At 70.3% G+C, this 12,009-nt stretch carries 12 protein-coding genes; 7 read left to right on the top strand and 5 right to left on the bottom strand.

Features of this window, described 5'->3' with window-relative positions; genetic code table 11:
- The first annotated feature begins 60 nt into the window (after positions 1–60).
- Both clpX and KY498_RS02875 read left to right on the top strand, forming a co-directional pair.
- Positions 61–1,329: an ATP-dependent Clp protease ATP-binding subunit ClpX gene (gene clpX / locus KY498_RS02880; RefSeq protein WP_060958541.1), complete on the top strand. Its 1,269-nt coding sequence runs from the start codon at positions 61–63 to the stop codon at positions 1,327–1,329.
- A gap of 5 nt (positions 1,330–1,334) precedes the next feature.
- Positions 1,335–1,886 (top strand): hypothetical protein, encoded by a 552-nt coding sequence (locus tag KY498_RS02875; protein WP_223849524.1) that lies wholly within the window; start codon positions 1,335–1,337, stop codon positions 1,884–1,886.
- 48 nt (positions 1,887–1,934) lie between these two features.
- Here the strand turns inward: KY498_RS02875 and KY498_RS02870 are convergent, their stop codons facing one another.
- A complete protein-coding gene (locus KY498_RS02870; protein ID WP_191008538.1) occupies positions 1,935–3,992 on the bottom strand; it encodes a M3 family metallopeptidase in 2,058 nt (685 codons plus the stop codon).
- Positions 3,993–4,063: 71 nt separating this feature from the next.
- Between KY498_RS02870 and KY498_RS02865 the strand changes: the two genes are divergently transcribed.
- The 3 genes from KY498_RS02865 to KY498_RS02855 all read left to right on the top strand — a co-directional run bounded on the left by KY498_RS02865 (position 4,064) and on the right by KY498_RS02855 (position 6,630).
- The gene (locus KY498_RS02865) at positions 4,064–4,684 is read left to right on the top strand and encodes a helix-turn-helix domain-containing protein (protein WP_191008539.1); all 621 of its coding nucleotides are present in this window, start codon (positions 4,064–4,066) and stop codon (positions 4,682–4,684) included.
- The gene (locus tag KY498_RS02860) at positions 4,681–5,988 is read left to right on the top strand and encodes an MFS transporter (RefSeq protein ID WP_191008540.1); all 1,308 of its coding nucleotides are present in this window, start codon (positions 4,681–4,683) and stop codon (positions 5,986–5,988) included. The genes KY498_RS02865 and KY498_RS02860 overlap by 4 nt, the downstream gene beginning before the upstream one ends.
- Before the next feature lie 69 nt (positions 5,989–6,057).
- Entirely contained in the window at positions 6,058–6,630 is a 573-nt protein-coding gene (locus KY498_RS02855; RefSeq protein WP_191008541.1) for a dihydrofolate reductase family protein, read from the top strand.
- Positions 6,631–6,645: 15 nt separating this feature from the next.
- Here the strand turns inward: KY498_RS02855 and KY498_RS02850 are convergent, their stop codons facing one another.
- Together KY498_RS02850 and valS are read right to left on the bottom strand one after the other, a co-directional pair.
- Positions 6,646–6,894, bottom strand: a complete 249-nt coding sequence (locus KY498_RS02850) for a hypothetical protein (protein ID WP_060958545.1) — start codon at positions 6,892–6,894, stop codon at positions 6,646–6,648.
- A gap of 1 nt (position 6,895) precedes the next feature.
- The gene (valS, locus tag KY498_RS02845; RefSeq protein ID WP_191008542.1) at positions 6,896–9,472 is read right to left on the bottom strand and encodes a valine--tRNA ligase; all 2,577 of its coding nucleotides are present in this window, start codon (positions 9,470–9,472) and stop codon (positions 6,896–6,898) included.
- A gap of 49 nt (positions 9,473–9,521) precedes the next feature.
- Here valS and KY498_RS02840 point away from each other — a divergent pair, with 49 nt between their 5' ends.
- Positions 9,522–9,716: a hypothetical protein gene (locus tag KY498_RS02840; protein ID WP_191008543.1), complete on the top strand. Its 195-nt coding sequence runs from the start codon at positions 9,522–9,524 to the stop codon at positions 9,714–9,716.
- A gap of 27 nt (positions 9,717–9,743) precedes the next feature.
- Positions 9,744–10,571 carry an endonuclease domain-containing protein gene (locus KY498_RS02835; protein WP_191008544.1) on the top strand — a complete coding sequence of 276 codons (828 nt, stop codon included), beginning with the start codon at positions 9,744–9,746 and terminating at the stop codon, positions 10,569–10,571.
- A 116-nt stretch (positions 10,572–10,687) separates the two neighbouring features.
- Here KY498_RS02835 and KY498_RS02830 read toward each other — a convergent pair whose 3' ends face one another.
- Positions 10,688–11,263, bottom strand: a complete 576-nt coding sequence (locus KY498_RS02830; RefSeq protein ID WP_223848923.1) for a GNAT family N-acetyltransferase — start codon at positions 11,261–11,263, stop codon at positions 10,688–10,690.
- Positions 11,260–11,919 carry a hypothetical protein gene (locus KY498_RS16460; RefSeq protein ID WP_223848924.1) on the bottom strand — a complete coding sequence of 220 codons (660 nt, stop codon included), beginning with the start codon at positions 11,917–11,919 and terminating at the stop codon, positions 11,260–11,262. The genes KY498_RS02830 and KY498_RS16460 overlap by 4 nt, the downstream gene beginning before the upstream one ends.
- Positions 11,920–12,009 lie beyond the last annotated feature (90 nt).

Here is a 12,009-nt window from a genome sequence, read left to right as displayed (position 1 = left end):
GTCGGTCTCAGCGGTTAGGCTCGAAACGCATCCCTGAGAGTTTTCTGGAGGAGGGGCATCATGGCTCGCATCGGTGAGAGCGCCGACCTGTTCAAATGCTCCTTCTGCGGCAAGAGCCAGAAGCAGGTGCAGCAGCTGATCGCCGGTCCCGGCGTGTACATCTGCGACGAGTGCGTCGAGCTGTGCAACGAGATCATCGAAGAGCGCATGGCGGAGTCTTCCGACGGCGTCGTCAGCGACTTCGACCTCCCCAAGCCGCGCGAGATCTTCTCGTTCCTCGAGGAGTACGTCGTCGGCCAAGATGCCGCCAAGAAGGCGCTCTCGGTCGCCGTCTACAACCACTACAAGCGCGTCCGCGCCCACGGCACCCTGCAGAGCGCCGAGCAGCGGGCCGATGAGGTCGAGATCGCGAAGAGCAACATCCTGCTGCTCGGCCCCACCGGATGCGGCAAGACCTATCTGGCGCAGACCCTCGCGAAGCGGTTGAACGTCCCCTTCGCGGTGGCCGACGCGACGGCGCTGACCGAGGCGGGCTACGTCGGCGAAGACGTCGAGAACATCCTCCTGAAGCTTCTGCAGGCCGCCGACTTCGACGTCAAGCGGGCCGAGACGGGCATCATCTACATCGACGAGGTCGACAAGATCGCCCGGAAGGCCGAGAACCCCTCCATCACCCGCGACGTGTCGGGCGAGGGCGTCCAGCAGGCGCTGCTGAAGATCCTCGAGGGGACCGTCGCCTCGGTGCCCCCGCAGGGCGGCCGCAAGCATCCCCACCAGGAGTTCATCCAGATCGACACGACGAACGTGCTGTTCATCGTGGCCGGTGCGTTCGCCGGTCTCGAGGACATCATCTCGTCGCGGGTGGGCAAGCACGGCGTCGGCTTCGGCGCCCCCCTGCAGGAGAAGGGCAAGGAGCTCGACCTGTTCAGCGAGGTCGAGCCGGAGGACCTGCACAAGTTCGGTCTGATCCCCGAGTTCATCGGACGCCTGCCCGTGGTCACCTCCGTAGCTCCGCTGGACCAGACCGCGCTGATCGAGATCCTCACCGGACCGAAGAACGCGTTCGTCAAGCAGTACCAGCGCATGTTCGAGCTCGACGGCGCCGAGCTCGAGTTCGAGGAGGACGCGCTCCGCGCGATCGCCGATCTCGCCGTGGCCCGCAAGACCGGCGCCCGCGGTCTGCGCGCGATCCTCGAAGACGTCCTCGGTCCGATCATGTTCGAGATCCCCTCGACCGAAGACGTCGCCAAGGTGATCGTCACCCGCGCCGCCGTGACCGAAGGTGCTCCGCCGACCCTCGTGCTGGAGCACAAGCGCAAGAGCGCCTGACCCCGGTGACGGCACCGGATCCGGCCCGCCCGCCGCAGAGCACGGGACTTCGCGTCCTCCGCATCGCACTCGCGACGATCATGGCCGCCCTCATCGTCGCCGGCGTCGGCGCCGTGACCTTCATGCACGCCTTCGGACCGCGCGACGGGGAGTCGATCGCGCACGATCGTGTGGATGCCGCGGCGCGTGCGCTCGAACACCGCCTGTCGGCGCCCCACACGGACACGGATGCCGAGACTCTCGCCGCCACGCAGTTCGGCGACATCGGGGGCGCCCACATCGACGCCTACGCCTGGCGCGGCACGACCTCCGACGCGGACGGCGCCCGCGTCGACGTCGCGATCCGTGTCGACGTCGGCTCCCAGCCGTCGAGGGAGCTGTTCCAGCCCGGGGTCGCGGCGGGCAGCGCTCAGGAGTGCTTCCGCTTCCACGTGCGGGAGAGCCGCGCGTGGTACCGCCCGATCGACTGCCCCGCCAGCATCCCCCCGGCGACCCCGTCCGCATCGCCGACCGCGTCGGCGTCTCCGGCGCCGGCGACACCGACGTCCACCCCGTGATGTGCGGGCGGCCGGGGCACGGTGCCCGGCCGCCCGCACGCACGCGCGTCAGCCGGCGAGACCCCGGCGGGCGAGCAGCGGCGCGATGACCGCATCACGACCTCGGAAGTCCCGGTAGGCCTCGAGCGGATCCTTCGAGCCTCCGACGCCCAGCAGACGCTCGCGGAAGCGGTCGCCTCCCGCACGTGTGAGCCCGCCGTTCTCCTTGAACCACTCGACGGTGTCGGCGTCGAGCACCTCGCTCCAGATGTACGAGTAGTAGCCGGCGCTGTACCCGCCCGAGAAGACGTGGGCGAAGTAGGTGGAGGAGTAGCGGGTGGGGACGACGGGGTTGTCCAGACCGATGTCCGCGAGGGCGGAGGCCTCGAAGCCCGCCACGTCCTCGACGGCGTCCGCGGCCGCGAGGTCGAGGGAGTGCCAGGCCTGATCGAGCCAGGCGGCGGCGAGGTACTCACTGGTCGCGAAGCCCTGGTTGAAGGCTTCGGAGGCGTGGAGCTTGTCGACGACGTCCTGGGGGAGCGGCTCGCCCGTGTCCACGTGCCGAGCGTAGGCCGAGAGGATCTCGGGCCAGAGGATCCACATCTCGTTCACCTGGCTCGGGAACTCCACGAAGTCGCGGAAGACCGCCGTCCCCGCGAAGTGGGGGAAGGTGACGGTCGCGAACAGGCCGTGCAGCGCGTGGCCGAACTCGTGGAAGAGGGTGGTGACCTCGTCGAGGGTCAGCAGCGTCGGCATCCCCGGAGCGGGCTTGGGCACGTTGAGGTTGTTGACGACGATGGGACGCGTGCCGCGCAGACGCGACTGCGTGACGATGGAGTTCATCCACGCACCGCCCCGCTTGGTGTCGCGCGTGTACAGATCGAACAGGAACAGCCCCAGCTCCGACCCGTCGGCGTTGTGGACCTCGAAGACCCGCACGTCGGGGTGGTACGCGGGAAGGTCGGGGCGCTCGGTGAACGTGATGCCGTACAGGGCCGTGGCCGCATGGAACACGCCGTCGATGAGGACCCGTTCGGCCTCGAACCACGGACGCAGCGCGGTGCGGTCGAGGTCGTACTCGGCCGCCCGCACCCGCTCGGTGTAGAAGGCCCAGTCGTGCGCCTCGAGCGGGAAGGGTGCGGACTCGGCATCCACCATCGCCTGCAGCGCCGCCTGCTCGGAGCGGGCGTTCGCCGCCGCCGGTGCCGCCAGCTCCCGCAGCAGCGCGTGCACGGCTTCGGGCGAGCCCGCGGTCTCGTCGCTCGTGACGTAGGCCGCGTGGTTCTCGTAGCCCAGCAGCGCCGCCCGCTGGGCACGCAGGCGCACGATCCGGCGCAGCACGTCGCGGTTGTCGTGGGCGTTTCCCCGAGACCCCCTGGCGCGCGATGCCTCCAGTAGCCGGCGGCGGCTGTCGCGCCGGGTGAGGCTGGACAGATACGGATGCCCGGTGAACAGCGTGAGCGTCACGACATACCGCCCGGGGAGGCCGCGATCCACCGCGTTCTGCGCGGCGGCGGACAGCTCGCCGTCGGTGAGACCGTCGAGCTCGTCCGCGTCGTCGAAGACCACCGCGAGCTCGTTCGTGTCGGCCAGGAGGTTCTTCTCGAACGTCGTCGTCAGCACCGAGAGGTGCTGGTTCAGCTCGGTGAGCTGCGCCTTCTGGGCATCGTCCAGGCCGGCGCCGGCGTGCGTCATCTCGCGGAACCGGCGTTCCACGAGATAGCGCTCCTCCGGTGACAGGTCGAGGCCCTCGCGGCTCTCGTACACGGCGCGCACGCGCGCGTAGAGGGCGCTGTCCAGCTGCACGGCATCGTGGTGCGCGGCCATCAGCGGCGCCAGGGTCTCTTCGATCTGCTGGATCTCGGGCGTCGCGTCGGCGGAGGAGACGGTGTAGAAGGTCCGCGAGACCTGACCGAGCAGGTCGCCGGCACGCTCGAGCGCGACGATCGTGTTCTCGAACGTCGGGGCGGACTCATCGCCGATGATCGCGTCGATCTCCGCACGGTGGCGGGCGAACGCCTCGGTGAAGGCGGGGAGATAGTGCGCGGGCGAGATCGAGGGGTAGTCGGGGAGTCCGTAGGGCAGGGAGGAGGGCGTCAGCAGGGGGTGGGGATCGACGTCGGTCATGACACCAGCGTAGGCCGGTTCCGTGCAAAGATTCACTTGCAAAGCATTCTTTGCAACGCTATCTTTGCACCATGACCACAGACGACGCGGCCCCTGCCGTCCCGAACGCGCGCGAGGAGGAGCGCCGGCTCGATGCCGGCGCCCTGCGCGCGCTCGCGCACCCGCTCCGCATCGAGATCTACGACATCCTCAACCAGTACGGCCCCCAGACGGCGAGCTCCCTCGCGGCGATGACGGGGGAGTCCTCCGGCGCGACCAGCTATCACCTGCGCGCCCTCGCCAAGCACGATCTCATCCGCGAAGTCAGCGACCGCGGCACGGGGCGGGAGCGCTGGTGGGAGCGCCCCAAGGGCGGCATCTCCTTCACGAACCCGGAAGCGATGAAGACGCCCGCGGGCAAGGCCGCGACCCAGCTCGTCATGAGCGAGTTCCTCACCCGCCGCCATCAGCAGCTGATGCGCTACGTCAACGAGACGCTCATCTCCGCCGAGAGTCTCGACGAGGCCGAGGCCATGATCGCCACCTCCACGCTGCGGCTCACGTCCGCGCAGATGGAGGCCTTGGCGACCGAGATCCACGAGGTCGTGCTGCGCTACGTCGATCTCTACCGCGACCAGACCGGCGAGGGCCTGCGCCCGGTCAGCATCCGCACCGACCTGTTCCCCCTCCCCGAAGAAGGACTCAGCTCATGACCGTTCCCACCGCTTCTCCGGATGCCGCCGCGCCGGCATCGGGACCGGACGTGCCCGTGCACAAGCGTCCGCTGGGCCGGGGCTTCCGCACCCTCTGGTCGGCCGCCGTCTTCAGCAACCTCGCCGACGGCATCGGCCGCACGGCCGTGCCGCTGATCGCCATCACGCTCAGCTCCGACCCCCTGGTGATCTCGGTGCTGACCGCGCTCGCCTTCCTGCCCTGGCTGGTCTTCGGGTTGCCGGCCGGCATGATCGTCGACCGGCTCGACCGTCGCTACGTCATGGCGCTGGCCAACGTGATCCGCGGCGGCGTCGCACTGTGGCTCGCGATCCTCGGCGCCTCCGGAGGACTCACCCTCTGGGCGTTGTTCGCCGCGACCCTGATCTTCGGCCTCGGCGAGACCCTGTTCGACAACGCCACGAACGCGGTCATTCCCGGTGTCGTGGAGCGGGATCAGCTGGATCGCGCCAACGGGTGGGTCCAAGCCGCCCAGGTCACCGTGGACAGCTTCATCGCGACGCCGATCTCGGGTGTGCTGTTCGCCGTCTCGCTCGCCCTTCCGCTGTGGATCGGCTCGGCGGGCTACCTCGTGCCGGTCGTGCTCGCCCTGCTGCTGCCGCTGTCGGCGGCGCGCTCGCTCCGCGGCGACACGGCCGCGACCGCGCACACCACCGCGGACACGACACCCGCGCCGCGGACCGGCACGCGCGACGCCCTCGCCTATCTCTGGCACCACCGGTATCTGCGCACCATGGTGATGTTCACGGCCTTCACCGGGAGCGCCCTCGCCTTCGCGCAGGCCGTCCTCGTGCTGTTCTTCATCGACGCCATGGCCGTGCCCGCGGCCGCGATCGGATTCGTCACGGCGGGCATCGGTGTCGGCGCCCTCTGCGGCTCCCTCGTCTCACCGCGCCTGGTCGCGCGCTGGGGTCGCGGGCCGGTGATGTTCTGGGCGATCTTCAGCGGCGGCATCGCCATGCTCCTCACGGGGCTCGCTCCGTCGATCTGGACCGCCATCATCGCGTTCGCCCTCGCGGCGTGCGCCGTGTCGATCTGGAACGTGCCGTGGGGCAGTCTTCGCCAGCAGATCGTGCCCCCCGAGATCTTCGGCCGCGTGCTCGGAGTGGCTCGCACCGTGACGTGGGGGCTGTTCCCGATCGCGACGATCCTCGGCGGCCTGGTCGCCCGTGTCGACCTGCGCCTGCCGTTCCTCGTGGGCGGCGCCGCGACGGCCATCGTCGCCCTGCTCGGCGTGCGGCTGCTCATCGTGGGAACCCGCGAGGCGGGAGCCGAACTGCCGTGAGACGCGTGCGGCCCCCGCGTCGGAGGGGCGTCGGCGTCGGTGTCGGTGACCGCGGCTAGCGTCGTCGGCATGGCACGAATCATCTACGACACCGCCGCCTCGCTCGACGGGTTCATCGCCGACGCCGACAACGCGCTCGCGTGGCTGTTCGCCGCGGCGGGTGACGCGGATCCCGACCCCGAGCTGCTGCCGTCGGATGCGGGGGTTCTCGTGGAGGGATCGACCACCTACGAGTGGGTGCTCGCCGCCGAAGACCTGCTCTCGCACCCCGAACGCTGGCAACAGCTCTACGCGGACAAGCCGACCTTCGTCTTCACCACGCGTGCACTCCCGGTCCCCGTCGGTGCGGACGTCACCCTGGTGTCCGGCTCGGTCGCCGAGGCGCTGCCGCAGATCCGTGCGGCCGCAGGCGATCGCGACATCTGGGTCGTCGGCGGCGGCGACCTGGCCGGCCAGTTCTTCGACGCCGGCGCCCTCGACGAGATCGCCGTGTCGATCGCACCCGTGACGCTCGGCGGCGGCGCGCCGGTGCTGCCGCGACGCATCGAGTCCGACCGCCTGACCCTGCGCCGTGCCGACGCGGTCGGTCCGTTCGCCCGCCTCGTCTACCGCGTCGAGGCCGCAGCCGGAGACACCGACTGACGGCCGTTCCCGCACTCAGGCGAAGTCGTCCTCGTCGTCGTGCCGCACGACCACCTCGCCGGATGCCGTGGCCTCCACGATCACACCGGTGTCGAGTTCCGCGATCGGGCGGCCTTCGAGGAACGTGAGGGTCCACCGCGGACGCGGCTGTCCCAGCTCGTCGCGGGGGAGCGCACGATCGACGGCGTGGATCTGCCCCCGCAGCACCGCCGGAACGGCCGCGGGCGGCTCGTCGCCGCTCGTCCATCGGGTTCCGAGCTGCATCTCAGGCCTCCGGCGCGAGCTCGACGGCATCCACGACGAGGGCCTCGCCGCCGCCGACCAGCTGCAGGTCGGAGATCCGACCGACGGCCTTGAGATCGCCCTCGGCGAGGTGCAGCGCGGCGATCGTCGCGTCATCCCCGCGCAGGACGAGGCGCGCGACCGGCGTCTTCTGCGATGCCTTGGCCTCCGTCTTCGCACGGCGGATGCCGATGAGCGCGGCGCTCGCGGCGACGAGGATCGCGGGGTCGCCGTCGATGCCCGCCGGCTCGGGCCAGGGCGCGGTGTGCACCGAACCGTCCTCGAACCACGACCACGCCTCCTCCGCGGCGAACGCGAGCACCGGCGCGAGCAGGCGCAGCAGCGTCGAGAGGGCCAGCCGCAGTGCGAGCGCGGCCGAGGCCTGGCCCACATCGGTCTGGTTGTAGGCGCGCTCCTTCACGAGCTCGAGGTAGTCGTCGCAGAAGGTCCAGAAGAAGGCCTCGGTGATCTCCAGCGCGCGGGCGTGGTCGTAGGCCTCGAACGCCTTCGTCGCGTCGCGCACGACCTGGTCGAGGGTCGCGAGCATCGCGGCATCCAGGGCGTGCGTCACCTCGGCGCCCGCGGGCACGGGGAACGACAGCACGAACTTCGCCGCGTTCAGGACCTTGATCGCGAGCCGACGGCCGATCTTGACCTGCGTCGGGTTCTGGGGGTCGAAGGCGGCGTCGGCGCCCAGCCGGCTCGAGGCCGCCCAGTAGCGCACCGCATCGGTGCCGTGCTGATCGAGGATGTCGGCCGGCGTGACGACGTTGCCCTTCGACTTCGACATCTTCTTGCGGTCGGGATCGACGATGAAGCCGCTGATGGCGGCATCCGTCCACGGAGCCCTGTCGTCCTCGAGGGCGGAGCGCACCATCGTGGAGAACAGCCACGTGCGGATGATGTCCTGGCCCTGCGGGCGCAGGTCGAACGGCGCGACGAGGTTCCACAGCTCGTCGTCGCGCTGCCACCCGCCCGCGAGCTGCGGCGTGAGCGACGACGTGGCCCACGTGTCGAAGATGTCCTTCTCGCCCTCGAAGCCGCCGGGGACGCCGCGCTGAGCCTCCGTGAACCCGGGCGGCACGTCGGTCGTCGGATCCACCGGCAGGCTCGCTGCCGCGGCGGTGATCACGCCACCCTCGACGCGGTCGCCGTTCTCGTCCAGCGGGTACCAGACCGGGATCGGCACGCCGAAGAACCGCTGACGGCTGATGAGCCAGTCTCCGGTGAGGCCGTTGGTCCAGTTCTCGTAGCGCACGCGCATGAAGTCGGGATGCCAGTTCATGCCCTGGCCGAGCGCGATGAGCTTGTCGCGGAACGCCTCGTCGCGGGCACCGTTTCGCAGGTACCACTGGCGCGTCGAGACGATCTCGAGGGCGCGGTCGCCCTTCTCGTAGAACTTCACCGGGTGGCTGAACGGGGTCGAGACCCCGAGCAGCTCGCCCGACGCCTCGAGGAGCTCGACCATCTTCTTCTTCGCGCTGAAGACCGTGAGGCCGGCGATCTCGGCGTACGCGCTCTTGGCGGCATCCGTCACGAGTGCGTCGGGGGCCTCGGCGAGGATGCGGCCGTCCTGGCCGAGGATCGTGCGGTTGGGCAGGTCGAGTTCGCGCCACCAGATGATGTCGGTGACGTCGCCGAAGGTACAGACCATCGCGATGCCCGAGCCCTTGTCCTGCTGCGCGAGGGGGTGGGCGAGCACCGGGACCTCGACGTCGAAGACGGGCGTGCGCACCGTCGTGCCGAAGTACGGCTGGTAGCGCTCGTCCGCGGGGTTCGCGACGAGCGCGACGCACGCGGCGAGGAGTTCGGGGCGGGTGGTCTCGATGTGGATGTCGCCCGAGCCGTCGCCCTTGTGGAAGGCGAGGCGGTGGTAGGAGGCCTGCTGCTCGCGGTCCTCCAGCTCGGCCTGCGCGATCGCCGAGCGGAAGTCGATGTCCCACAGCGTCGGCGCGAGCGCCTGATAGGCCTCTCCGCGCTCGAGGTTGCGCAGGAACGCGAGCTGGCTCGTGCGGATCGTGTCGTCGGAGATCGTGCGATAGGTCTGCGTCCAGTCCACCGACAGTCCGAGCTGGCGGAAGACGTCCTCGAACGCCTTCTCGTCCTCCAGGGTCAGCTCTTCGCAGAGCTCGATGAAGTTGCGGCGACTGATGGGCACCTGGTCGGCGGGCTTGAGGCTCTTCGCGTCGCCGCGGAACGGGGGAGTGAAGTCGGGGTCGTAGGGCAGCGACGTGTCGCAGCGGACGCCGTAGAAGTTCTGCACGCGGCGCTCGGTCGGCAGACCGTTGTCGTCCCAGCCCATCGGGTAGAAGACGGTCTTGCCGCGCATGCGCTCGAAGCGCACCTTCACGTCGGTGTGCGTGTAGCTGAACACGTGGCCGATGTGCAGCGATCCGGATGCGGTCGGCGGCGGCGTGTCGATCGAGAAGACTCCGGCACGGCCCTTGGCCTTGGCGGCGTCGCGGTCGAACAGGTAGGTGCCGGCCGCGCTCCACCCGGCATCCCACTTCTGCTCGAGGCCTTCCAGGGCGGGCTTGTCGGGAATCTGCGCGTTCGACATGGAGGTCTCCTCGAGCGATATGTGCGGCACTGTGTGAGCGTGCCTGAGTGTGGATGTCCGCCCAGTCTACCGGCCGAGTGCGGATGCCGAGGAGCTGGCGGATGCCGAGGAGCTGGCACCGGCATCCCGTCCTCAGCTCTCGACATCTCCTCGGGATCGGGCGGTGTCCGGCCGCGCCGCCGGCCCCTCCACAGCCCCGCCGACCGCACCGATCGTCCACGGAGGCGTCGACGGCGCCACCTGAGGCGCCGCACCGCGGCACGGTGGTCGCATGGGGATCGAAGACGACGTGCGCGGTGCGGGCGGGATCGTGCGCGTGCGGCGGCTGCGCGAACGCGGCTGGAGCGAACGGCAGCTGCGCGCGGCCGTCGAGACCCGACGACTGTCGCGTCCGCGCAAGGGCTGGGTCGCGCTCCCCGACGCGGACCCACATCTCACGGCGGCGGCCCGCGCCGGGGTGGTGATCTCGTGCGTGACCCAGGCGGAACGACTCGGCCTGTGGCTGCTCGAACGCACCGCCCAGCCGCACGTGGCGGCGTCGCCGCGATCGGGCGCGGTCCGCGCGCCCCGCGCGCACGTGCACTGGGCGCAGCCGATCGTGCCCCGACATCCCGACGCCCTCGTCGACGAGATCGAGAACGTCCTGGCTCTCGTCGCGCAGTGCCAACCGTTCGAGGAGGCGCTGATCGTGTGGGAGTCGGCACTCGACCGCAAGCTCGTGACGCTCGACGAGCTCCGCCGCCTGCCCTTTCGCGGCGCCGCCCGGGAACTGCTCGATCGGGCGAGCCCGTACTCGGGATCGGGACTCGAGACCCTCTTCATCGCTCGCCTGAGCTGGCTGGGCGTGCCGATCGTTCCGCAGGTGTGGATCGCCGGCCACCGCGTGGATTTCCTCATCGGCGCACGGCTGGTGTTCCAGATCGACGGCGGAACGCACGTCGGCGCGCAGCGCACGAGCGACATCGCCCACGACGCCGAGCTCATGCTGCTCGGCTATCACGTCATCCGTGTCGGCTACGGCCAGGTCGTCCACCGCTGGCACGAGGTGCAGGCGCTGGTCATGAGGGCGGTCGCGCAAGGGCTGCACATCGCCCGCTGACCGCACCACCCGGACGCCGGTCCCTCGCCGGATGCGGAGGAGCCGTCGGATGCCGAGGAGCCGCCGGATGCCGAGGGGATGGCGGATGCCGAGGAGCACCCACCGGCATCCCGTCCTCAGCTCTCGACATCTCCTCGCGATCGGTCGGCGGGTGACGGGGCGACCGCGCCGCGCCTCCAGCTCGCGCGATCGACGGCGAAGGCGAGATGCGGCATGTCGACGCCGCGGTAGTGCGTCGTGAAGGTGCGCCGGACCGTCATGCCCAGCCGGATCGCGACGTTCATGGAGGCCACGTTCGTCGCCCGCACCTTCGCGTACAGCTCGTCGATCGGCAGGGTGGCGAAGGCCCAGTCGCGGCATGCCGACGCCGCCTCGACGGCGTACCCGCGGTGCCAGTGCGCCCGTTCGAAGAGGTAACCGACCTCCACGACCTCGTCCAGGTCGATGCGCTGACGCGTGACGCCGCACTGGCCGATCATCTCGCCGGAATCGCGGTGGACGACGGCCCACAGGCCGTGACCGTCGTCGTGGTAGCGCTGCACCTGGCGATCGAGCCACTGCCTCGTCTCCTCCTCGGAGAACGCGCCCTCATACGCGCGCATGGCCTGCGGATCCTGGAGAATCCGGCGAAGGGCCGGCAGATCGTCGACCGTCATCTCGCGGAGCTCCAGGCGCGAGGTCGCGAGGATCACGTCGCGATCCGGATGCCGAGGGCCTGGGCGAACGTCGCCGCGTGCAGTTCCGCCTGTCGGGGTTCGAGCCAGGCACCCGTCAGGGAGCGCGCATCGGTGAACGACAACGCCTCGAGGCCGCGCAGGTCGAGATCCGCCGCGCGGAGACCGCGGGTGTCGACCTCGTCGGCCCGGCATCCCTGGAACGCGACGCGCGTCAGCCGGCCCTCGGGGAGGTCGATCGTCCCGAACCGGCAGTCGACGAAGAGCACGTCCGTCACCTCCGCCGAGGGAAGCGACAGGTAATCGACGTGCACACCGCGCAGCACCACGCTGTCCCAGCGCGCACGGAGTCCGTCGAGCGTCGCGATGCGGCCGCCGGAGATCTCGACGTTGCGCCAGGTGCCGTCGCGGACGATGACTTCGACGGCCCGCAGGTCGTCGACGGCCACATCGACGAGCGTCGTGCCGGTGAGATCGAGATGACCCACCGTCGCCCCGGCCAGACGCGACTCGCCGATGCGGGCGTGCGCGGCATCCACGTCGCCGCCGAGGCCGACCAGCGCGACGCCGAGCAGGTCGTCGCGGGCGTGGACAGCGGAGACCTCCTCGAGCACCGCCGGCAGGTCGGGGACTCCCGTGCGAGGAGCGAGAGGGGTGCGGGAGCGCGCGGCCATGCCTCGAGCCTACGCGGACGGTATGATGGGCTGATCAGCAACGATCCGGCCATCACCGGGGAGCTCGCGGAAGAAAGTCCCTCACGGGGC

Source organism: Microbacterium sp. PAMC21962 (assembly GCF_019443465.1).
Taxonomy (GTDB): domain Bacteria; phylum Actinomycetota; class Actinomycetes; order Actinomycetales; family Microbacteriaceae; genus Microbacterium; species Microbacterium hominis.
Note: the sequence above shows the minus strand (reverse complement) of the source record. Positions and strands in the feature narration are given on the sequence as shown.

What these genes read in the sequence shown, in the direction of transcription:
- clpX (WP_060958541.1), top strand. Translation starts at nt 61, where the DNA reads ATGGCTCGCATCGGTGAGAGCGCCGACCTGTTCAAATGCTCCTTCTGC.
- KY498_RS02870 (WP_191008538.1), bottom strand. Translation starts at nt 3,992, where the DNA reads ATGACCGACGTCGATCCCCACCCCCTGCTGACGCCCTCCTCCCTGCCC.
- KY498_RS02865 (WP_191008539.1), top strand. Translation starts at nt 4,064, where the DNA reads ATGACCACAGACGACGCGGCCCCTGCCGTCCCGAACGCGCGCGAGGAG.
- KY498_RS02860 (WP_191008540.1), top strand. Translation starts at nt 4,681, where the DNA reads ATGACCGTTCCCACCGCTTCTCCGGATGCCGCCGCGCCGGCATCGGGA.
- KY498_RS02855 (WP_191008541.1), top strand. Translation starts at nt 6,058, where the DNA reads ATGGCACGAATCATCTACGACACCGCCGCCTCGCTCGACGGGTTCATC.
- KY498_RS02850 (WP_060958545.1), bottom strand. Translation starts at nt 6,894, where the DNA reads ATGCAGCTCGGAACCCGATGGACGAGCGGCGACGAGCCGCCCGCGGCC.
- valS (WP_191008542.1), bottom strand. Translation starts at nt 9,472, where the DNA reads ATGTCGAACGCGCAGATTCCCGACAAGCCCGCCCTGGAAGGCCTCGAG.
- KY498_RS02835 (WP_191008544.1), top strand. Translation starts at nt 9,744, where the DNA reads ATGGGGATCGAAGACGACGTGCGCGGTGCGGGCGGGATCGTGCGCGTG.
- KY498_RS16460 (WP_223848924.1), bottom strand. Translation starts at nt 11,919, where the DNA reads ATGGCCGCGCGCTCCCGCACCCCTCTCGCTCCTCGCACGGGAGTCCCC.